The sequence below is a fragment of the Microvirga lotononidis genome, assembly GCF_034627025.1.
Classification (GTDB): domain Bacteria; phylum Pseudomonadota; class Alphaproteobacteria; order Rhizobiales; family Beijerinckiaceae; genus Microvirga; species Microvirga lotononidis.
This window is the reverse complement of sequence record NZ_CP141048.1, coordinates 2,055,361-2,076,354: the sequence shown is the minus strand read 5'-3', so window position 1 is coordinate 2,076,354 and position 20,994 is coordinate 2,055,361. Positions and strand designations below refer to the sequence as shown.

Sequence of the window (20,994 nt, the reverse complement as noted above, 5' to 3'; positions counted from 1 at the left end):
CGTTAAGAAGGGCGGTATAAACTGTCAAAAATCCGGCCAACCTAGCCAAGGCTAGGGATTGGCCCTACAAATGGCCCAGCTGACAGGCGGGGCCTCATCGAGATCCTCTCCTATCGTTGGACGAAGCCAAGGAGTCGTTCCGCATGAACGTTAGCCGTGCCCTCCGCGCGACAGCCTTTGCCTTTGCCGCCTTGTTCAGCGGTTCGGCGCTGGCGGCCGGCGGCCCTGCTCTTGTCGTTGAACTCGAATCGGGCCGCGTCCTGCACGCGGAACGGGCGACCGACCCCTGGTTTCCGGCTTCGATCACCAAGCTGATGACGGCCTATGTGGCCCTCGACAAGGTGCGCTCCGGCCAGATGAGCATGGAGACGCTGCTCACCGTCACCGACGGCGCGGCCGCCCTGCCGCCGTCCAAGATGGGCTTCAAGCCCGGCACGCAGATCCGCCTCGACAACGCCCTCAAGATCATGATGGTGAAGTCGGCAAACGACATCGCCGCGACCATCGCGGAGAATATCGGCGGCTCGATCGACGGCTTCGCCGACCTGATGAACGCCCATGCCCAGCGCCTCGGCATGGTCAGCAGTCATTTCGTCAACCCCCACGGCCTGCCCGACGAGCGCAACCAGACCTCGGCCCGCGACATGGCGATCCTGGCCCGGGCGCTTCTGCTCGAGTTCCCGCAGGACAGGGAGCTGTTCGATATCGGGGCGGTTCAGTTCGGCCGTCGTATCATGCGCAACACGAACGGTCTCATCGGCCGCTATCCGGGCGCCGACGGCATGAAGACCGGCTTCATCTGCTCGGCCGGCTTCAACGTTGTGGCGAGCGCCACGCGCAGCGGCCGCCACCTGATCACGGTGGTGCTCGGCGCCCAATCGGCCAACGAGCGCACGATCAAAGCGGCCGAGCTGTTCGACCGCGGCTTCAGCAGCAAGGTGAACTTCACCAATCCGGAACTCGCGGCCCTCCCGGTTTCCAGCAACACCACGCCGCCGGACATGCGCCCCGTCATCTGCGACCGTCGCGGGCCGATGCCGCAGGAAGAGGACGCCCCGGCCGTCGCCGAGACGGACAGCAACATCCCGAACCTGTTCTCCTCCGAGGTCATGGCCTTCGCCGGGGACACGGCCGAGAAGCCGGTACGCACCGTGCTCGGCCCCCGCGCGGCGGTTCAGCCGGAGCGCGTCTGGATCGGTCTCAATCCTCCGTCCGAGGCCGAGCTCGCCGCGCAGGCCGCCGCGGAGGAAGCCGCCGAGCAGGCCCGCAAGGCGAAGACCAAGAAGGCCACCGCTTCCAAGAAGGCGCCGGCCAAGAAGACCGATGCCAAGGCGGCGGACGAGAGCGAGACGGCCGACAAGGAGCCCGTGAAGTCCACGGCGAAGGGCAAGGACCACGGCCGCGCCAGTGTGGCGGTCAAGCCGGTGAGCGGCAATGCCAAGCCCGCTTCCAAGGCCTCCGCGAAAGCCCCTCAAAAAGCCGACGCCAACGGGAAGCCCAAATCCGTCGCGAACTGATCCTTGAGACGGCCATTCCCCTGAAACGCCCGGTCCACGACCGGGCGTTTTGCTTGCTCCCTTGCTTTCCGGTGCAATCCGCGCGAACGGTGCGGAGCCTAAATAGTCCGCATAGTCCGCGTGCCTGATGATCCGCTCCCCCTCCTCCGCCGACGGTCTCCTCTTCGCCCTTGCCTCGGCCAGCCTCTACGGCTTCAACATCGTCTATGCCCGGATGGCCTCCTTTGCCGGAGCCAGCGGCTCGGCCATCGTGGTCTATCGGGTGCTCCTGATGCTGGTGCTGGTCGGCATCGTGGCGGCCGTCGCGAGACGCTCGCTCGCCATGGCGCGGGAGGAGCGGGGAAAGCTGATCGTCCTCGGGATTTCCAGCGCCCTGCAGGGGATCGGCTACCTGTCGTCCGTTGCGTTCATTCCGGTGACGGTTGCGGCGGTCGTCTTCTACACCTATCCCATCATCATCGTCCTCGCGAGCCCCTTCGTGGAAAGGACGCCTCTGACCCCGGCCCTCGTTGGGATCGTCGCCGTCGCGACCCTCGGCGTCTGTCTGGTGGTGGGGCCCGCCTTTTCCGATCTCGACTGGCGTGGCCTTGCCCTTGCATTCGGCGCCAGCATCGCCACGGCCATCCAGTTCTTCGCCGCGGCGCGCTGCACGAGGACGGGCGTGGTGGCCAAGGTGTTCTGGATTCAGCTGATCATCCTGCCGACCGCGATCCTCATCAGCCTCACTGTCGGACAACTGGCGCCCCCATCGATCCTGGCTCTGGCGCCCTTTGCCGTGACGATGACGATCGCCGGCTACATCGGCGGGTTCGTCCTGCAATTCCTGGCGCTCGGACGCGTCACGGCGGTGGCGGCCGGGATCATCTTCTGTACCGAGCCGGTGGTGGCGGCCCTGTCCTCGGCCTTCATCCTGAACGAGACGCTGGCGCCGATGCAAATCGCCGGCGGGGCTCTTGTGCTGGCCGCCATCATGGCCAACGTTCTCTTGGACCAACGGCGCCTGAAGGATATGCCGAAGCATCGAAGGCAAAAGCGGGAACCCGTTTTGCGTGAAGAGATGCGAGAAACCCGAAACTGAAAGCACCGGACGCCAATGCATATCCGATGCTTCGGTACCTGTTGCGGACTGACACGATGACGACCATGACCCCTCCCGCGCCAATTCCGCTCACCATCCTCACCGGCTTCCTGGGCTCCGGGAAAACGACGCTGCTCAATCGGCTCCTGAAGGATCCGGCCCTGCGGGACACGGTGGTCATCATGAACGAGTTCGGCGAGATCGGCCTCGATCACCTGCTGGTGGAGACCGTGGACGAAGGCATGGTGCTGCTCTCCGCCGGATGCCTCTGCTGCACCGTGCGCGGCGACCTCATCGCGACCCTGGAGGATCTCCTGCGCAAACGCGACAACGGCCGCATCCTGCCGTTCAGGCGCGTGATCATCGAGACCACTGGCCTCGCCGACCCGGCGCCGATCCTCCACGCGGTGCTGTACCACCCCTATCTCTCGATGCGCTACGCCGTGGAAGGCGTGGTGACAACGGTCGACGCTGTTAATGGAGTGGCCACCCTGGACGCCCATCGGGAGGCCGTGAAGCAGGCGGCCGTCGCCGAGCGGATCGTCGTCACCAAGACCGACCTCGTGGATGACCGGCAGGGTCTCGACCGGCTGCGCGAGCGGCTGCATCAGCTCAATCCCGGCGCCGCCCTCCTGGAGGCCGATGCGCCGGCCAAAGCCGTCATCTCGGGCGGTCTCTTCGGCCTCGACGGCAAGATCGCCGATGTGGCCCAATGGCTGAAGACGGAGGCCGTTGAGGAGGCGGAGCGCGAGAGCCACGCCCATCAGCACAGCCATCACCATCACGGCCATGGGCACGATCATCACCACCATCATCACGACGTGAACCGGCACGACGACAGGATCCATTCCTTCTGCCTGACCAGCGACCAGCCGATCCGCCAGGGCACGCTCGACATGTTCCTGGACCTCCTGCGCTCGTCCCAAGGCGCGAAGCTGCTGCGGGTGAAGGGTCTCGTGGCTCTGGCCGAGGATCCCGAACATCCGGTGGTCATCCACGGCGTGCAGCATGTGATCCATGTTCCCGCCGTTCTGCCGCGCTGGCCAAGCGACGATCGTCGCAGCCGTATCGTCTTCATCGTCGACGACCTGGAGCGCGAAACGGTAGAAAAGCTCTGGAACGCCTTTCTCGGGCGCCCGGCCATCGATGCCCCCGATGCGGCTGCCCTCTCGGACAACCCGCTGTCTCTTCGACGCTGAAGGCACTTCCGCAAGCCTCGCCATTCTGATACGTTATAAAAATTCCATAACGATGATTCTGTAGGGCTGATTGCGATGCGGGGTTCGATATTCGTCCGGGCCGTTCTTCTGTGCGGCACCGCTCTGGCCGTTCCGGCTCAGGCGAAGCAGCTTCCCGGCCCCCGCATCCTGAAGATCGACCTGCGAGTGGAAGGCTCGGAGGGCTGGCAGACCAAGGTCAGTTCCGAGAAGGGCACGATCTCGGAGCGCTTCTTCCTGGCGACCGTCCTGGAGCCGAGCGACAGCCTGGACGCCATGAATCCCCTCGACCCGGATTCCATCCGCAAGGCACAGGAAACCAGCGCCCGGCAGATCGCCAACGTCCAGAAGATCCAGGACCGCAACAGGGCTCTGGCGCCCGCAGCAGCTCCGAATGCCGCCATGCAGCAGCAGGTCAACCAGGCGATCATGCAGTCCTATGCCAGATGCAAGGGCGACGAGGCCTGCATCAAGGCCGCCGTGATGCAGTCGAACCCCGGCCTGATGACCCCGCCTCCCGGGGCCACCATGAAGCCCGGCATCCCGGATACCTCAACGGCATCCCCGGAGGAGAGGGCGGTCTACCGGCAATGGTTCGGCGTTGAGGGCTGCCCCGGCAAGTTCAGGGCCACCCGCAACGACGTCAGCCAGGGCTCCGTCGCCGACGTAGGCGCGTCGAAGCCCTGGAACCACGAAGCCAGGTTCGACATCGCGCAGGCCAAGTCGTCCCTGTGCCTGTCCTATCCGATGTCGGTCGTGAACGAGGAAGCCGGGACGCTCTTTCTCCCGGGCTTCCTGTTTCCGGAAATTCCCGCCGTGCAGAAGAGCATGGGTGCCGTCACCACGGCCGTTCCCGGGGAAATCGCCGCGTGGGCGGCCAAGACACTCAAGGGTGCGCCCCTCTCCGGCACGAACAGCGAGACGATCAATCTGACCAGGCCCATCCTGGTTCTCCCGCTGGCCAACGCCTCCTACAAGGGCAGCGTCAAGGTCACCATGACCTGGAGCCTCACGGAAGGCTACAAGGCGGGCGCGGCCTTGCCGGATCAGTGAGCGCGGACGCGCCGCTCTGTGCCTACGCGGCCATCTGCGAGCGCTGCGCCCAGCCGGTCATGGAGCGCTCCACATAGGCCGTGATCGCGTACATGACGACGCCCAAAACCGCGAGCACCAGGAGGGCCGCCCACACCAGCGGCACCTCGAAGGCTGCCGAGGCACGGGTGAGCAGGTTGCCGATGCCCACATTGGACGCGTTCTGCTCGCCGATGACGGAGCCCACATAGGCGAGCGTGATCCCGACCTTCAGGGAGCCGAAGAAATACGGCATGGCGCGGGGCACGCCGACCTTGAGCACGATGTCGCGCTTCGAGGCGCCGAGCGCCCGCAGCACGTCCTCCATTTCCGGTTCCACCGTGGAGATGCCGGTGGCCACGTTCACCACGATGGGGAAGAACGAGATCAGGAAAGCCGTCATCACTGGCGGCACCCAGCCGACCCCGAACCAGAACACGAGGATCGGCACCACGGCCACCTTCGGGATCGAGTTGAAGCCCACGAGCAGCGGATAGGACCCCGCATTGATGAGCCGCGAGGAGCCGAGCACCATGCCGAGGAGCAGGCCGAACGCGACCGCGAGGCCGAAACCGGCCAGCGTCATCCAGAGGGTATGCATGGCGTGATAGGCGAGCTGGGTCCGGTATTCCCACACGGCGAGAAGGATCGTGGAGGGCGCCGGAAGGATGAAGCTCGACACCTTCAGGACGCGGCAGACGATCTCCCACAGCACGAAGAACCCGATGGTGAAGATCCAGGGAGCAAGGGCAAGCTGGTTCTTGGTTTTCATGGGTTTCAAGCCGCCTTGCGCGCCTGCGCGATATGCCCGCGCAATTCATGGACCAGGGCAGAGAATTCCGGCGCGTAGGCGATCTCGAGATCGCGCGGCCGCGGAAACTCCACTTCCCGCTCGGCGACGATCCGGCCCGGGCGCGCGCTCATGCAGAAGATCCGATCCGACAGGAACGCGGCCTCGCGCAGATCGTGGGTGACGAGAATGATCGTGACCTTCTGGGCCGCATGGAGGTCGCGCATCACGCACCACAATTCCTCGCGTGTGAAGCTGTCGAGCGCGCCGAAGGGCTCGTCGAGCATCAGGAGCTTCGGCTCATGGATCAGCGCGCGGCAGAGGGAGGCGCGCTGCTGCATCCCGCCGGAGAGCTGCCAGGGAAATTTGTGCCCCTGGCCCTTCAGGCCGACCTGCTCCAGCAGAGCCTCTGCCTTGGCCACGTACTCTGCCTTGTGGCGACGCAGGCGCGAGCGGTGCGGCTCCACGATCTCGAGCGGCAGGAGAATATTGTCGAGGGTGGTGCGCCAGGGCAGCATGGTAGGATTCTGGAAGGCCATGCCAGCGAGCTTGACAGGAGCTCCCACCTGCTTGCCATCGACGATGACCGTTCCCTCGCGGGGGAACTGCAGCCCGGTGGCGAGCTTCATGAGAGTGGACTTGCCGCAGCCGGAAGGGCCGACGATGGCGGCGAACTCGCCCTCGTTTACCTTGAGGGTGAGGTTCCTGACCGCAGGCAGTCCGTCCTCGGCCCGCGCATAGACGTGGGTGACGTCGTGAATATCGACAAAGGGTTTCATGACAGGAAGCCGGCGAGCCAAAAGAAGAGCCCGGCTGTTGAGCAGCCGGGCTTGCGGGATCAATTCACCTTGCGCTGGTCGGCCGCGGGGAGGAATTCCTCCGTGAACACGGCGCCGACTTCGGGCTTCGCCTTGTAGGTGAAGGTCAGGCCGATCTGGTCGAGGGCCTTGGCGAAGCGGTCCTTGTCGATGCCGCCGAAGCCGTTCTCCTTCACCCAGGGCGTGATCATGTTCTGCTCCAGCACCATCTTGAGGCGCTCGAGCTCCACGTCCTTCTTGGCCACGTCGTTGCGCTTGATCACCGAATCCACCGCGCTCGACGGATCCTTCACCGTGTCCTGCACGCCCTTCATGATGGCGCGCAGCAGGCCCTTCACGGCCTCCGGCTTCTCCTGGGCGAACTTCTGCGACACGATGATGGTGTTGCCGTAAAGATCGACGCCGTAATCGCTCATGAGCAGCACGACGATGTCGTCCGCCGGCACGCCGCGGGATTTCAGGTTGATGTAGGACGACATCGAGAAGCCGAACACCGCATCGACCTCGCCCTGCGCCAGCATGGGCTCACGGACCGGAAAGCCCACATTCTCGAACTTCATGGTGGAATCGTCGATCTTGTTGACGGCCTTGAAGATCGGCCATTGCGCGTAGGCGCCGTCCGCCGCCGGAGCACCGAATTTTCGGCCCTGCAGGCTCGACACGTCCTTGGTGACGCCGCGGCTCTTGCGTCCGATGATGGCGAAGGGCGGCCGGTCGTAGATCACCATCACGGCCTTGATGTCCGTGCCGGGATTCTCGTCGCGGAAGCGCACGAGAGAGTTCACATCGCCGAAGCCCACGTCGTAGGTACCCGACGCCACGCGCGAGATCGGCTCGCGGGAGCCCGCAGCCGGGTCGATGGTCACGTCGAGACCCTCGGCCTTGAAGTAGCCCTTGTCGATCGCCACGGCGAAGGGCGCGGCCGGCCCCTCCCAGCGCCAGTCCAGGGAGAACCGCACCGGGGTCTGAGCCTGGGCCGCGGCGGACCCGAGAAGCACGGCCGCCCCGGCCAGCATCCCCCTGATCCACGCCGCCTTCGTCGCACGATCCGCAAACATTACCGTCACCTCTGCTTTTTTATGGTCGGGAGCTTTGTGGCGCTCTTCCTGGACGCCTGCCCGGTTCTTGACCATGCAACCAGATCCGCCCTCCGGGTCAAGTCTCTTGCCCAGGCATCACTGCCCCTGGGGCAGGCATCTGACGGAAAATTGAGCAGACGAGCTATGACCCGGAACCCTTGACGGTCGCGGCAGGGCTCCCCACGTGACCTCCATCGGCGACCGGGCCCCTCTGGCAGGACGTGCGCGCACGACTGTGATGTCGGAGCCGATGCTTGTACGAAAAGCAATCATAGGTCCGGTTATGCCAGAATTCCTGCTCGTGGAATGGCTGGGAAAGCCCGTCTGGATGTGGACGGCTTTCTTGAGCCTTGTCGTGTTTCTTCTCGCCTTCGATCTCGGTGTCCTGAACAGGAAGGACCGGGAACTCGGCGTGAAGGAGAGTCTTCTCCTGTCCGCCTTCTATATCGGTATCGCGGCGCTCTTCGGCGCCTATATCTGGTGGTCGTTCGAGACCGGCCTCCTAGTGACGCAGGACGGCAGCCATGCGGGCGTCGCCTATTTCACGGGCTTCTTCATCGAGAAGTCCCTGTCCATCGATAACGTCTTCGTGATCTCGCTGATCTTCAGCTATTTCGCCATCCCCCGGAAATACCAGTACCGGGCCCTCGTGTGGGGCATCATCGGCGTCATCGTCCTGCGCGGCATCATGATCGCCGTGGGCGCGGCGCTCGTGCAGGAATACGCCTGGATGCTTTATCTCTTCGGCGCGTTCCTCATCGTGACCGGCGTCAAGATGCTGCTCGTGCCCGAGAGCGAGCCGAACATCGACAACAACGCCATGGTGCGCTTCTTGCGCCGGCACATGCGGGTTTCGGACCGCCTGCACGAACAGCGCTTCTTCGTGCGGGAGCCCGATCCGAAGACAGGCCGGATCGTCACCTGGGCGACGCCGCTCTTCCTCGCCCTGGTGGTGATCAACGTGGCCGACCTGATCTTCGCGGTCGATTCGGTACCGGCAATCTTCGCCATCACGACGGACACCTTCGTGGTCTATACGGCGAACATCATGGCGATCCTCGGCCTGCGCGCGCTCTACTTCGCGCTCGCCGCCATGGTGCACCGGTTCCACTACCTGAAATATGCGCTGGCCCTGGTTCTCGTCTTCATCGGCGGCAAGATCTTCTGGAACCAGCTCGTCGGCAAGCTCGATCCCACGATCTCGCTCGGCGTCACCTTCGCCCTGATCGCCGGCGGCGTCGTGTTCTCGCTCTGGAAGACGAAGAACGAGCCGGAGACGATTTCCGGGTAAGGCATTTCTGTCCTGTCATGGCCGGCCTTGCGCCGGCCATCTCGTTTCCGTGAAGCGCTGCGCCTCAACCCATCGGGATCACCGGCACGAGGCCGGTGATGACGTAAGAGGACGCCCCGACCCTCACACCGGCAGCATCCCGTCGCTCTTCACCTCCTCCATCACCGCATAGGTGCGGGTTTCCTTCACGCCCGGGAGCGCCAGGAGGATCTCGCCGAGGAAGTGGCGATAGGAGGCCATGTCGGCCACGCGGGTCTTGACCAGATAATCGAAGCCGCCCGCCACCATGTGGCATTCGAGGACCTCCGGCGCCCGCTTCACGGCGGCGGCGAATTTCTCGAACACGTCGGGCGTCGTCTTGTCGAGGGAGACCTCCACGAAGACCAGCAGTTCGAGCCCGAGCCGGTGCGGATCGAGCCGGGCCCCGTAGCCGGCGATGACCCCTTCGCGCTGGAGGCGCTTGACGCGCTCCCCCGTGGAGGTTGGCGACAACCCCACCTTTTCGGCCAGCTCCACGGTGGCGATGCGGCCATCGGCCTGAAGCGCCTTGAGGATCTTGCGATCGATCCTGTCCAAATCCGTCATTTTCACGGTCTTTCTACGATCTTGCCGCCGTTCATAAGGCGAGACCGTCAATTTCGCCATCGAAACACGGCCGGCGGCTCCATATATTCCGGGATAATATCCAGAGGATTATCGATGAGCCCTGCCCCCGTTGCCCCCCTGCCCTTCAACCCGCCCTTCGCCGAAGACGACAAGGCCCTTGCGACCCGCCTGCTGGCGAGTTCCCGTCTCTCGCCGGAACGCGAGAAGCGCGTGGACGAGCAGGCCACCCGCCTGATCGAGGCGATTCGCGCCAAGGGCGGCGGGCTCGGCGGCGTCGAGGAGATGCTGCGGGAATATGCGCTGTCCACCAAGGAGGGCCTTGCCCTCATGGTCCTCGCCGAGGCCCTGCTACGGGTGCCGGATGCCGCCACCTCCGACCGGCTGATCGAGGACAAGCTGGGACAAGCCGATTTTGCCGGGCACGAGGCCAAGTCCGATGCCTTCCTGGTCTCGGCCTCGGCCTGGGCGCTCGGCATCACTGCTCGGATCATCCAGCCCGGCGAGACCCCGGAGAGCATCCTGGGCCAACTCACCAAGCGCCTTGGTCTGCCGGCCGTGCGCACCGCCACCCGCCAAGCCATGCGGGTCATGGGCAATCACTTCGTGCTCGGCCAAACCATCGAGGAGGCGCTCAAGCGCGCCACCTCGTCCAAGGGCCGGATCTACCGCTACTCCTTCGACATGCTGGGCGAAGGCGCGCGCACGGCCGAGGATGCGCGCCGCTATTTCGATTCCTATGCCTCCGCCATCGACGCCATCGGCCGCTCGGCGGGCAACGAGCCGCTGCCGAACCGTCCCGGCATCTCGGTGAAGCTCTCGGCCCTCCATCCGCGCTACGAAGCCACGAGCCGTGAGCGGGTGATGCGCGAGCTGGTGCCGCTCGTGATCGCGCTGGCGCAAAAGGCGAAATCCTACGATCTCAACTTCACGGTCGATGCGGAAGAGGCCGACCGGCTCGAATTGTCCCTCGAGGTGATCGAGGCCGTGCTGGCCGATTCCTCGCTCGCCGGCTGGAAGGGCTTCGGGCTCGCCATTCAGGCTTACCAGAAGCGTGCCGGCTCCGTGGTCGATGCCATCGCGGCCATGGCCGAGAAATACGACCGCCAGCTGATGGTGCGTCTCGTGAAGGGCGCCTATTGGGACACGGAGGTGAAGCGGGCCCAGGAGCGCGGGCTCGACGATTATCCGGTCTTCACCCGCAAGGCGATGACGGACCTGCACTACATGGCCTGCGCCGAGAAGATGCTGGCTTTGCGCCCGCGCATCTATCCGCAATTCGCCACGCACAATGCGCTCACCGTTGCGTCCATCATCGAGCGCGCCGGCGGCACCGAAGGCTACGAGTTCCAGCGCCTGCACGGCATGGGCGAGGCGCTCTATGCGCGCCTGCTCGAGGACAATCCGGGCCTCGCCTGCCGCGCCTATGCGCCGGTGGGCGGCCATCGCGACCTACTGGCCTATCTCGTGCGACGCCTGTTGGAGAACGGTGCGAACTCGTCCTTCGTGTCGGTGGCGGCCGATCCGAACGTGCCGGTCGAGGCGCTGTTGAAGCGCCCTGCCGACATCATCGTGTCGGCCGACAAGGCGCGCCATCCCAAGCTGCCACTGCCCCGCGATCTCTACGGGCCAGAGCGCGCGAATTCGAGGGGCGTGGAGTTCGGTCATCGGGCGTCGCTCGATGCGCTTCTCGCCGAGATCGAGAAGGGACGGCAGCAGAGCTTCAAGGCCGAGCCGCTGATCGACGGCAAGGCGGCGTCGGGCGCGGCACGCCCGGTCGTCAGCCCCATCGACGGCACGACCGTGGTCGGCCAGGTGACGGAAGCGGCGCCGGAGGTGGCCGACCGCGCGATGGCGGCCGCGCAGGCCGGCTTCGTCAACTGGAGCCGCACGGATGCCAAGACCCGGGCTCAGGCACTGCAACGAGCAGCCGATCTCCTGGAAGAGCGGCGCGGCGCCCTGCTTCACCTCCTGCAGGTGGAGGCCGGCAAGACCCTCGACGATGCGCTCTCCGAGGTCCGCGAGGCGATCGACTTCCTGCGCTATTACGCCGTCCAGGGCCGCACGCTTTTTGGTGCGGGCGACACGATGCCGGGGCCGACGGGCGAGAGCAACGTGCTGCGCCTGCGCGGTCGCGGCGTGTTTGTGGCGATCTCGCCGTGGAACTTCCCGCTCGCCATCTTCCTCGGCCAGGTCAGCGCCGCCCTGATGGCGGGTAACGCCGTGGTGGCTAAGCCCGCCGAGCAGACGCCGCTGATCGCCGATCTCGCCGTGCGCATCCTGCACGAGGCGGGCGTGCCGAAGACGGCCCTTCATCTCATGCCGGGCGACGGGCGCGTGGGCGCGCGCCTCGTGGAACACAAGGACGTGGCGGGCGTGGTCTTCACCGGTTCGACGGAGGTCGCCCGCATCATCAACCGCACACTCGCGAACAAGGATGCGGCCATCGTGCCGCTGATCGCCGAGACGGGCGGCATCAACGCGATGATCGTGGATGCGACCGCCCTGCCCGAGCAGGTGGCCGACGACGTGGTGATGTCGGCCTTCCGCTCGGCAGGACAGCGCTGCTCGGCCCTGCGCCTGCTCTGCGTCCAGGACGACGTGGCCGACCGCATGATCGAGATGATCGCCGGCAATGCCCGCGAGCTGAAGATCGCCGATCCGCGCGAGGTCTCGACCCATGTGGGTCCCGTGATCGACCGGGAGGCGAAGGACAAGCTGGACGCGCATATCGAGGCGATGAAGCGCGCGGCGAAAGTGCGCTATGCCGGAGAGGCGCCCGCGACCGGGACCTATGTGGCGCCGCATATCTTCGAGCTCGACAGGCCGCATGATCTCGCCCAGGAGGTGTTCGGCCCGGTCCTGCATGTGGTGCGCTACAAGGCGGACCGCCTGGAGGATGTGCTGCGCGCCATCGAGGGCACCGGCTACGGGCTGACGCTCGGCGTGCATTCGCGGATCGACGCGACGGTCGCGCGGGTCGTGCAGGCCCTGTCCGTCGGCAACGTCTATGTGAACCGCAACATGATCGGCGCGGTGGTCGGCGTGCAGCCCTTCGGCGGGCACGGGCTCTCCGGCACGGGTCCGAAGGCCGGCGGCCCGCACTACCTCCTGCGCTTCGCCACCGAACAGACGGTGACGATCAACACGGCGGCCGCGGGCGGAAATGCCAACCTGATCGCCATGGGGGAGTGAGCACTCACGTGCTCGCTTTTCTGGCCTGACGAGGGGACACATTCTGCAATACGGTCCTCACCACGTCACGCCGGGCGTACCTACCCTAACGTCATCACCGGCCTTGTGCCGGTGATCTCGATCAGGAAAACGCGGTGCTTCAACGAATCGGCATGGCCGGGACAAGCCCGGCCAAGACGTCGTGCGTGCCATCCCCGGCTGGAGCGTCAGCGGAGAGGAAGGGAATCCACGATCAGGCGCAACGCGATGGATCCCCTTCCCGCACCTCGTGCACCGGGATGGCGTGAGGTTGATATCACCGGGAAAATCCAAAACTCCGCACCTTCTCCCACGGCCCTCCCCGATACCACCACAGGTCCAACCCTCTGGCCTCGACCCGGAAGGGCTTGAATCCGTCGCGCAGTTCGTCCAGCAGAGCCCAGGCGGCAGATGGGTGGACCTTGTTTTGCACGGTCACGTGCGGCTGGTGGTTCTGCCGGTCCTGTGGCTTGAGCCAGTCGTTCCAGCAGAGGGCGAGTTCGCGGCGCAGTGCCGTCAGTTCCGTGGATGCGAGGGCGTAGGCAACGCCACGTCCGAGGGGCCGCAGGCCCGTAACGTCGAGCGTGAAAGATGAGTGGTGCGAAGAGCTGGTCTCGATGTCCTGCTCGATCCGCGACAGGTGCTCGCCGGGCAGTGCATGAAACAGCGTCAGGTGGGCCGGGATGAAGTTCCGCTGGGGCGGAAAATAGCGCCGTCGCTGCGCATCGAAGAAGGCGAAGGATCGTTCGTCGAACTGGAGCGTGAGAATGAGCGGCGCGACAGGTTCCATGAAAGAAAAACCCGGCTTGGGGCCGGGTTGTTTCAGGTTCAGAAGTTCAGCGCAGCCTTGGCTTCGCGGAGTTGCGCGATGGCCGCTTCGGCCACGTGCTTCGCGGCCGGCTCGGTTGCCGCGTCATAGTGCATTTCGGCGGTCAGGATTTCCTGGTCGAGGATATCCTGGGTGATCTCTTCCTCCGGGAGCGCGCGCTCGGCGAGGACCGTGAGGCCGTTCTGGCTGATGTCGGCGAAGCCGCCGCGAACGAGAACACGCCGGCCGTTACCGGGTGTGCTGGTGACGACGAGGAACCCGGTCTTCAGGGTCGTCATCACGGGCGAATGGCCGGCCAGAACCGTCATGTCGCCTTCGGTCGCCGGCAGCACCACGGCGTCGACCTCGCCGGAGAACAGCACGCGCTCGGGAGAGACGAGTTCGAAAGTGAAGGTAGCCATCTGAGCTCCTCGTCATCCCGTGACCGGTGAACGGCCGGGAATCGTTTGGGAGATACGCTTTGAAAAGGTCTTTTGGACAAGAACATCCCGGAGCGTGCGGACACGGCTCCGGGATGGTGCTTGATGGCGATTAAGCCGCTTCGGCAGCGAGGCGCTGGGCCTTCTCGACGGCTTCGTCGATGGTGCCGACCATGTAGAAGGCAGCCTCGGGAAGGTGGTCGTACTGACCCTCGACCAGACCCTTGAAGCCCTTGATGGTGTCTTCGAGCGCGACGAGCTTGCCGGGCGAGCCGGTGAACACTTCGGCCACGTGGAAGGGCTGGCTGAGGAAGCGCTCGATCTTGCGGGCGCGGGCGACGGTGAGCTTGTCCTCTTCGGACAGCTCGTCCATGCCCAGGATCGCGATGATGTCCTGGAGCGCCTTGTAGCGCTGCAGCACCTGCTGGACCTGACGGGCGACGTTGTAGTGCTCCTCGCCGACGATGGCGGCCGAGAGCATGCGCGAGGTCGAGTCGAGCGGGTCCACCGCCGGGTAGATGCCCTTCTCGGCGATCGAACGCGACAGCACGGTCGTGGCGTCGAGGTGGGCGAAGGAGGTCGCCGGGGCCGGGTCTGTCAGGTCGTCGGCGGGCACGTAGATGGCCTGCACCGAGGTGATTGAGCCCTTGGTGGTGGTGGTGATGCGCTCCTGCAGGGCGCCCATGTCGGTGGACAGGGTCGGCTGATAGCCCACGGCCGAAGGAATACGGCCGAGAAGGGCCGACACCTCGGAGCCCGCCTGGGTGAAGCGGAAGATGTTGTCCACGAAGAACAGCACGTCCTGGCCCTGGTCGCGGAAGTTCTCGGCGACGGTCAGGCCGGTAAGCGCGACGCGCGCGCGGGCGCCCGGGGGCTCGTTCATCTGGCCGTACACGAGGGCGCACTTGGAGCCGGCGGCAGAGCCTGCCTCGCGGGGATCCACGTTCACCTTGGACTCGATCATCTCGTGATAGAGGTCGTTGCCCTCGCGGGTACGCTCGCCGACGCCGGCGAACACGGAGTAACCACCGTGCGCCTTCGCGACGTTGTTGATGAGCTCCATGATCAGCACGGTCTTGCCGACGCCGGCGCCGCCGAACAGGCCGATCTTACCGCCCTTGGCGTAGGGAGCGAGCAGGTCGACGACCTTGATGCCCGTCACGAGGATCTGGCCCTCGGTGGACTGCTCGGCATAGGACGGAGCGGGCTGGTGGATGGCGCGGGTGCCTTCGCCGACGATCGGGCCGGCTTCGTCCACCGGCTCGCCGATGACGTTCATGATGCGGCCGAGGGTGGCGGCTCCGACAGGCACCGAGATCGGCGCGCCGGTGTCGGTGACTTCCTGGCCGCGGACGAGACCTTCGGAGGTGTCCATGGCGATGCAGCGCACGGTGCTCTCGCCGAGCTGCTGAGCCACTTCGAGCACGAGGCGGGTGCCGCCGTTCGTGGTCTCGAGAGCGTTGAGGATCTCCGGCAGGTGGCCTTCGAACTGCACGTCGACGACGGCGCCGATGACCTGGGTGATGCGACCGGTCGCTTTACCGGCAGTGGTAGCGGTGTTGGCCATGATTGGCTCCTCTCGGATTCGTCAGAGCGCTTCGGCGCCCGAAATGATTTCGATCAGTTCCTTGGTGATCATCGCCTGACGCGACCGGTTGTAGGTCATCGTCTGCTTCTTGATCATCTCGCCCGCGTTGCGGGTCGCGTTGTCCATGGCGCTCATGCGGGCGCCCTGTTCGGAAGCGGCGTTCTCGAGCAGCGCGCGGAAGATCTGCACGGTGAGGTTCCGCGGCAGGAGCGTCGTCAGGATCTCGCCTTCCTCGGGCTCGTACTCGTAGACCGCGTCGGGCGCGCCGGCGCTGGCCTCGATCTGGGCCGGGATGATCTGCTGCGCGGTCGGGATCTGGGCGATCACCGAGCGGAAGCGCGAGTAGAACAGGGTCGCCACGTCGAACTCGCCGGCTTCGAAGCGGGCGAGCACCTTCTGGGCGATCATGTCCGCCTGCTCGAATCCGATCTGGCGCACGGAGCGCAGGTCCACGAACTCGATGATCTGCTCGGCGAATTGGCGACGCAGGATGTCGTAGCCCTTCTTGCCGACGCAGACGATCTTCACCGTCTTGCCTTCGGCGAGCAGCCGATTGGCATGGTCGCGGGCGAGACGGGCGATCGAGGAGTTGAAGGCGCCGCAGAGGCCACGCTCTGCGGTGCAGACGATCAGCAGATGAACGCGGTCGGAGCCGGTCCCGGCCAGAAGACGCGGCGTCTCCGGCCCGACGGTGATGCCGGACGCGATGTTGCCGAGCACCACCGCCATACGCTCCGCATAGGGACGCGCGGCTTCCGCCGCGGTCTGCGCGCGGCGCAGCTTCGCGGCGGCCACCATCTGCATGGCCTTGGTGATCTTCTGCGTCGCCTTGACCGAGGCGATGCGGTTACGAAGGTCTTTCAAGCTCGGCATCGAGCAGCCCTACCTCTCCGGTATCCCGGTTCGATCTGTATGAGAACCCAAGCCTTTACGAGAAAGACTTGGCGTAGTTCTGGACGACGTCCTTGAGCTTCGCTTCCGAGTCGCTCGACAGGTCCTTCGAAGCGCGGATGGCTTCGAGGATATCGGCGTGCTTGCCGCGCAGGAGCGAGAGCAGGCCGTCTTCGAACGCGCGCACCCGGTTGAGCGGCAGGTTGTCGAGGTAGCCGTTCACGCCGGCATAGATCACGGCGACCTGCTCTTCCATCTTCAGCGGCGAGAATTGCGGCTGCTTCAGGAGCTCGGTCAGGCGCGAACCGCGGTTCAGCAGGCGCTGCGTAGTGGCGTCGAGATCGGAGCCGAACTGGGCGAAGGCCGCCATTTCGCGGTACTGAGCCAGCTCGCCCTTGATCTTGCCCGCGACCTTCTTCATCGCCTTCGTCTGGGCCGAGGAGCCCACGCGCGACACCGAGAGGCCGACGTTCACCGCCGGGCGGATGCCCTGGTAGAACAGGTCCGTCTCGAGGAAGATCTGACCGTCGGTGATCGAGATCACGTTGGTCGGGATGTAGGCCGACACGTCGTTGGCCTGCGTCTCGATGACCGGCAGAGCGGTGAGCGAACCCGCGCCCTGGCTGTCGTTGAGCTTCGCGGCGCGCTCCAGAAGGCGGGAGTGAAGGTAGAACACGTCGCCCGGATAAGCCTCGCGGCCCGGCGGACGGCGCAGCAGCAGCGACATCTGGCGGTAGGCGACGGCCTGCTTCGACAGGTCGTCGTACACGATCACGGCATGCATGCCGTTGTCGCGGAAGAACTCGCCCATGGCGCAGCCGGCGAAGGGCGCCAGGAACTGCATCGGAGCCGGATCGGAAGCGGTCGCGGCGACGACGATGGAATATTCCAGCGCGCCGTTCTCTTCGAGCACCTTCACGAACTGGGCGACCGTGGAGCGCTTCTGGCCGACGGCAACGTACACGCAGTAGAGCTTCTGCGACTCGTCGTTGCCCTGGTTCAGCGGCTTCTGGTTCAGGATCGTGTCGAGGGCGACGGCGGTCTTGCCGGTCTGGCGGTCGCCGATGATCAGCTCGCGCTGGCCGCGGCCGACCGGGATCAGGGCGTCGATCGCCTTGAGGCCCGTCGCCATCGGCTCATGCACGGACTTGCGCGGAATGATGCCGGGGGCCTTCACGTCCACGCGGCGGCGCTCGGTGGCCTGGATCGGGCCCTTGCCGTCGATGGGGTTGCCGAGCGCGTCGACGACGCGGCCGAGCAGGCCCTTGCCGACCGGCACGTCCACGATGGCGCCGGTGCGCTTCACGGTCTGGCCTTCGGCGATCTCACGGTCGGAGCCGAACACCACGACACCGACGTTGTCGGTCTCGAGGTTGAGGGCCATGCCGCGCACGCCGCTCTCGAATTCGACCATCTCGCCGGCCTGGACCTTGTCGAGGCCGTAGCAACGGGCAATGCCGTCACCGACGGACAGAACCTGCCCGACTTCGGTGACTTCAGCCTCGGTACCGAAGTTCTTGATCTGCTCTTTGAGGATCGCGGAGATCTCAGCGGCTCGAATGTCCATCAGCGGACCTCTTTCATCGCTAGACGAATGGAATTGAGTTTGGTGCGCACCGAGGCATCCACCATGCGGGACCCCATCTTCACGATGAGACCGCCGATGAGGCTCGGGTCGATTTTGACGTCGACGGAGACGTCAGCCTTGGCGACGTCGCGCAGCGCCGCCTTGATTTCGTTGAGAACGGTGTCGGAGGGCGCCTCCGCCAGGACGACCTGCGCCCGAACGATCCCCTTCGCGTCGGACACCAGGTTCTGGAAGGCGCGGATCATGTCGGGAAGCGCGAAGAGCCGGCGCTTGGACGCGACGAGGCGGATGAAATTGCCCGCGAGGCCAGAAATGCCGACCTTGTCGAGAATGGCTCCGATCGCGCCGGACTGCTCTTCCGCCGTGAAGACAGGGTTCTGGATCAGACGCTGCAGGTCGTCGCTGCCGCGGATCAGCTGGTCGAAGCGGGCCAGGTCGCCGGCGACGGCGTCCACGGCATTCGCTTCCCGGGCGAGTTCGAACAGCGCCGAAGCATAGCGCAATGCTACGCCCGACAGGAGGGGTCCTTCTTGCGAACCGCTTTGCGCCACGTAACCGTCTCTCTCGTGTCTTAACGGGCCTCGGACCGGGACGGCCTGCAGGAGGCGCTCGGGAAACCCGTCAGGTGTGGAAATGAGCCTGGGGCGGAAGCCTAATCCACCTGCCGGGCGAGGGTGCACTAGCATGGGTTTTTCTGAGGCGCAAGGCGAGCTAGGCCCTGTCTTGCCTGGAAAAAACCGGGTTGCCGATTAAGGTAAAGGGCGAGAGCCGCCTCCTTTCGGTGGAAGCAGCTCCCCTTCCCCCTCCGGCATTTTCGGCCGCGTGACGCCGGAAAGACCCTAAAGCTCCAGGGTGGCGACCTCGCAATTGGCGAGGAACCGGCCGGTGAGCTTGCTGAAGAAGGTGCCGTGCCCGACCACGGCGATCATCGTCTCCGGCCGCTCCGCGAGCCAGCCCCGGAAGCGCTCGACCCGCTCCTCGAACAGATGAGCCGGCTCGGTGACGAAGCCCCGCTCGTTGATCTCGCCCTCGTTGTGCCACCAGATCTCGTCCAGATGCCCGAAGGACAGGTGGGGAAACTCCCGCGACAGGTGAGAGACGGCGCTGCCGACATCGCAGCTGCTCTCCAGATGCTCGCGATGGAGGCATTCCACCAGGATGGTCGGCCGGGCCGGATGGTCGGCGAACAGACCCAGGGTGGTCTGGATGGCCCGGGTCAGCGGCGAGGTCACGATAAGTTCATAAGGGTTCGGGCGCAGTTCGGGCGCCCGCTCGGCCACCTGGCGCAGGCCGAGCTCGGTCAGGCGCGCATCGAAATGCCCGGGATCCTCGCCATGCTCGGCGTAGTGGGCGTTGAAGGTCGATTGGCCGTGGCGGATGCAGTGGACGATCTTGGTCATGGGGCGTTTCTGACCATAAGAAGTAGCCTTCGTCCAGAGAAAGGTCTGAGTCCCTACTTTATGATATTTTGTTTCATCAATATGTTGTATCTCTGACAATCTATCGTTGGTGTGGGAGCCTCCTGTGTGGTCGATATTCAGAGCTTTGAAAGGGATTTCTCGTCGTAGAGACAGAACATCCCAAATTCTCGATCCTTCACCGATGCTTGAAGAAGCGGCGGATTGGGCAGCCTCTAAGCTGAAATCCCTTGGGTACGAAGCTGACTTCTCGCTCGAAAGCCTTCAAGAAGTAGATCGTTTTCTGGCCAATCAAAGTTCAAACGGTGAACCCAATCCCAATGGTTGCCTAGTCGAAAATCCGGTGCGTTGGGCATTCGCTATAGGTGCTTACGTGGGAGAGGTTATCCGCCAAAAAAGGGGTGGCTCGTGGATCGCACCGGCTGCGGGCCTGGATGCCCCCTTTGACTTCGAACTTCACCTTAGTGGCGACCTCATAGCTTGGCCTATTCAAAGAGTAGGCAAGCGGATTAGAAACGGTGAAGAGGATAGCCTTCCAATTTATGGATCTGCCTTGATCAAGTCAGACTAAAGCGCTTTTGGTTTCAGTGTAGGGCATAGCCGGCGTGCCTGAACCAGCCTTGGGCATCTTTTGCAGTGATGGTGTCGAGGGCGGGTTTGAGTTCTGCTTCCAAAGCTTCGAGAGTGCGCGCCGCTTTCGCCTTGAGCCGCTCTTTCACCTTGGCCCAGGCGGGCTCGATCGGGTTGAACTCCGGGGAGTACCGCGGCAGGTACAGCAGTCCAATCCCAGCCTGATCGAGCAGATCCCGCACCTCCGTGGCGTGATGCGGGCGCAGGTTGTCCATCACCAGAATGGCATCCGGCTTGGCGCGTTTGAGAGCCGGCACTAGAATCTGCTCGAGATAAGCCAGCAGCACGGAAGTAGAAGTCGAGGCCTCGATGCTCATCGTGGCGACTAGACCCTCACAGGCGAGTGCTCCTAACACCGTCAGCCGCTGCCAGGAGCCGAGCGGGATGGACCCATAGGCCCGCTGCCCGCGTGGAGCGCGCGCATGGGTTCGCGCCATCTTGGTGGTGACGCCGCTTTCATCCAGGAATACCAAGCGTTCCGCGGGAAGCACGCTCATCTGCTGGCGGTAAGCCTCGCGCTCGGCGGCAACCTCGGGCCGCTCCTGCTCGGCCGCCCGAAGGGTCTTTTTTTAGGACGCAGCTTGAGGCGCTTGAGCGCCTCGCAGATCACCGCCAGGCACACCGTCACGCCAGTGCGCTCGGCCAGGCGCTCACGGTACTCGCGCAGCAGTGCGTCACTGTCCTCGATCACGAGCTGACGCAGCACCTCGAGAGCTGCCGCATCCAGGCGCGAAGGCACGCCGCCGCTGTGCGGCTTGGCAGCACGCCGGCCTTCCTCGCGTTCTTGGCGGCGCCAGTTCGACACGGTGGCCGGGCAAACTTGGAAGCGGCGGGCGATCTCGACCTGAGGAAGGTCGCCGCGTGCGCAGGCGACCAGAACGCGCTCACGCAGATCAGGAGAATAGGGCTGGGGCATGGCTCGCCTCCTGGGCCATATCCCAGTCAACGCGCAGC

The 20,994-nt window shown here is 64.9% G+C and carries 20 protein-coding genes; 7 read left to right on the top strand and 13 right to left on the bottom strand.

The genetic code is table 11. The features are described 5' to 3' along the window. The first annotated feature begins 143 nt into the window (after window positions 1-143). From U0023_RS09845 to U0023_RS09830, 4 genes are all read left to right on the top strand, one after another. Window positions 144-1,517 carry a D-alanyl-D-alanine carboxypeptidase family protein gene (locus U0023_RS09845; protein ID WP_009493429.1) on the top strand — a complete coding sequence of 458 codons (1,374 nt, stop codon included), beginning with the start codon at window positions 144-146 and terminating at the stop codon, window positions 1,515-1,517. A 127-nt stretch (window positions 1,518-1,644) separates the two neighbouring features. Continuing rightward, window positions 1,645-2,595: a DMT family transporter gene (locus U0023_RS09840; protein WP_009493431.1), complete on the top strand. Its 951-nt coding sequence runs from the start codon at window positions 1,645-1,647 to the stop codon at window positions 2,593-2,595. A 56-nt stretch (window positions 2,596-2,651) separates the two neighbouring features. Further along, window positions 2,652-3,794 (top strand): CobW family GTP-binding protein, encoded by a 1,143-nt coding sequence (locus tag U0023_RS09835; protein ID WP_009493433.1) that lies wholly within the window; start codon window positions 2,652-2,654, stop codon window positions 3,792-3,794. A 75-nt stretch (window positions 3,795-3,869) separates the two neighbouring features. Continuing rightward, complete coding sequence (locus U0023_RS09830) at window positions 3,870-4,865, top strand: hypothetical protein (protein ID WP_009493435.1); 996 nt, start codon at window positions 3,870-3,872, stop codon at window positions 4,863-4,865. Between the two features lie 22 nt (window positions 4,866-4,887). Here U0023_RS09830 and U0023_RS09825 read toward each other — a convergent pair whose 3' ends face one another. Genes U0023_RS09825 through U0023_RS09815 form a run of 3 tightly spaced genes read right to left on the bottom strand, consistent with a single transcriptional unit; the run spans window position 4,888 to window position 7,624 of the window. Further along, window positions 4,888-5,655, bottom strand: a complete 768-nt coding sequence (locus U0023_RS09825) for an ABC transporter permease (RefSeq protein WP_009493437.1) — start codon at window positions 5,653-5,655, stop codon at window positions 4,888-4,890. A gap of 5 nt (window positions 5,656-5,660) precedes the next feature. After that, window positions 5,661-6,452 (bottom strand): ABC transporter ATP-binding protein, encoded by a 792-nt coding sequence (locus U0023_RS09820; protein WP_009493439.1) that lies wholly within the window; start codon window positions 6,450-6,452, stop codon window positions 5,661-5,663. Window positions 6,453-6,511: 59 nt separating this feature from the next. After that, window positions 6,512-7,624, bottom strand: coding sequence for an ABC transporter substrate-binding protein (locus tag U0023_RS09815; RefSeq protein ID WP_009493441.1), 1,113 nt, complete (start codon window positions 7,622-7,624; stop codon window positions 6,512-6,514). Window positions 7,625-7,853: 229 nt separating this feature from the next. Between U0023_RS09815 and U0023_RS09810 the strand changes: the two genes are divergently transcribed. Continuing rightward, window positions 7,854-8,861, top strand: coding sequence for a TerC family protein (locus U0023_RS09810; protein ID WP_009493443.1), 1,008 nt, complete (start codon window positions 7,854-7,856; stop codon window positions 8,859-8,861). A gap of 123 nt (window positions 8,862-8,984) precedes the next feature. Here the strand turns inward: U0023_RS09810 and U0023_RS09805 are convergent, their stop codons facing one another. After that, window positions 8,985-9,446: an Lrp/AsnC ligand binding domain-containing protein gene (locus U0023_RS09805; protein WP_009493445.1), complete on the bottom strand. Its 462-nt coding sequence runs from the start codon at window positions 9,444-9,446 to the stop codon at window positions 8,985-8,987. A gap of 114 nt (window positions 9,447-9,560) precedes the next feature. On the opposite strand from U0023_RS09805, the gene putA reads away from it, so the two are divergent. Beyond that, complete coding sequence (gene putA, locus U0023_RS09800; RefSeq protein ID WP_009493447.1) at window positions 9,561-12,659, top strand: bifunctional proline dehydrogenase/L-glutamate gamma-semialdehyde dehydrogenase PutA; 3,099 nt, start codon at window positions 9,561-9,563, stop codon at window positions 12,657-12,659. Between the two features lie 295 nt (window positions 12,660-12,954). Here putA and U0023_RS09795 read toward each other — a convergent pair whose 3' ends face one another. The 7 genes from U0023_RS09795 to U0023_RS09765 form a co-directional block, all read right to left on the bottom strand. Further along, a complete protein-coding gene (locus U0023_RS09795; RefSeq protein WP_009493456.1) occupies window positions 12,955-13,467 on the bottom strand; it encodes a 2'-5' RNA ligase family protein in 513 nt (170 codons plus the stop codon). 38 nt (window positions 13,468-13,505) lie between these two features. After that, on the bottom strand, window positions 13,506-13,907 hold the full coding sequence (locus U0023_RS09790) for a F0F1 ATP synthase subunit epsilon (protein ID WP_009493458.1): 402 nt from the start codon (window positions 13,905-13,907) through the stop codon (window positions 13,506-13,508). A gap of 130 nt (window positions 13,908-14,037) precedes the next feature. Further along, window positions 14,038-15,492, bottom strand: coding sequence for a F0F1 ATP synthase subunit beta (gene atpD, locus U0023_RS09785; protein ID WP_009493460.1), 1,455 nt, complete (start codon window positions 15,490-15,492; stop codon window positions 14,038-14,040). A 21-nt stretch (window positions 15,493-15,513) separates the two neighbouring features. After that, window positions 15,514-16,386 carry a F0F1 ATP synthase subunit gamma gene (locus U0023_RS09780; protein WP_009493462.1) on the bottom strand — a complete coding sequence of 291 codons (873 nt, stop codon included), beginning with the start codon at window positions 16,384-16,386 and terminating at the stop codon, window positions 15,514-15,516. Between the two features lie 55 nt (window positions 16,387-16,441). After that, the gene (gene atpA / locus U0023_RS09775) at window positions 16,442-17,971 is read right to left on the bottom strand and encodes a F0F1 ATP synthase subunit alpha (RefSeq protein WP_009493464.1); all 1,530 of its coding nucleotides are present in this window, start codon (window positions 17,969-17,971) and stop codon (window positions 16,442-16,444) included. After that, the gene (locus U0023_RS09770) at window positions 17,971-18,543 is read right to left on the bottom strand and encodes a F0F1 ATP synthase subunit delta (protein ID WP_040639279.1); all 573 of its coding nucleotides are present in this window, start codon (window positions 18,541-18,543) and stop codon (window positions 17,971-17,973) included. The genes atpA and U0023_RS09770 overlap by 1 nt, the downstream gene beginning before the upstream one ends. 288 nt (window positions 18,544-18,831) lie before the next feature. After that, window positions 18,832-19,392 (bottom strand): histidine phosphatase family protein, encoded by a 561-nt coding sequence (locus U0023_RS09765; protein WP_009493468.1) that lies wholly within the window; start codon window positions 19,390-19,392, stop codon window positions 18,832-18,834. A gap of 124 nt (window positions 19,393-19,516) precedes the next feature. Between U0023_RS09765 and U0023_RS09760 the strand changes: the two genes are divergently transcribed. Beyond that, a complete protein-coding gene (locus U0023_RS09760; RefSeq protein ID WP_154661261.1) occupies window positions 19,517-19,981 on the top strand; it encodes a hypothetical protein in 465 nt (154 codons plus the stop codon). 13 nt (window positions 19,982-19,994) lie between these two features. On the opposite strand, the gene U0023_RS09755 is transcribed toward U0023_RS09760, so the two are convergent. Together U0023_RS09755 and U0023_RS09750 are read right to left on the bottom strand one after the other, a co-directional pair. Further along, complete coding sequence (locus tag U0023_RS09755; protein WP_009491290.1) at window positions 19,995-20,537, bottom strand: IS630 family transposase; 543 nt, start codon at window positions 20,535-20,537, stop codon at window positions 19,995-19,997. Continuing rightward, window positions 20,534-20,956: a helix-turn-helix domain-containing protein gene (locus tag U0023_RS09750; RefSeq protein WP_009491289.1), complete on the bottom strand. Its 423-nt coding sequence runs from the start codon at window positions 20,954-20,956 to the stop codon at window positions 20,534-20,536. Before U0023_RS09750 ends, U0023_RS09755 begins: the two co-directional genes overlap by 4 nt. Window positions 20,957-20,994: the final 38 nt, after the last annotated feature.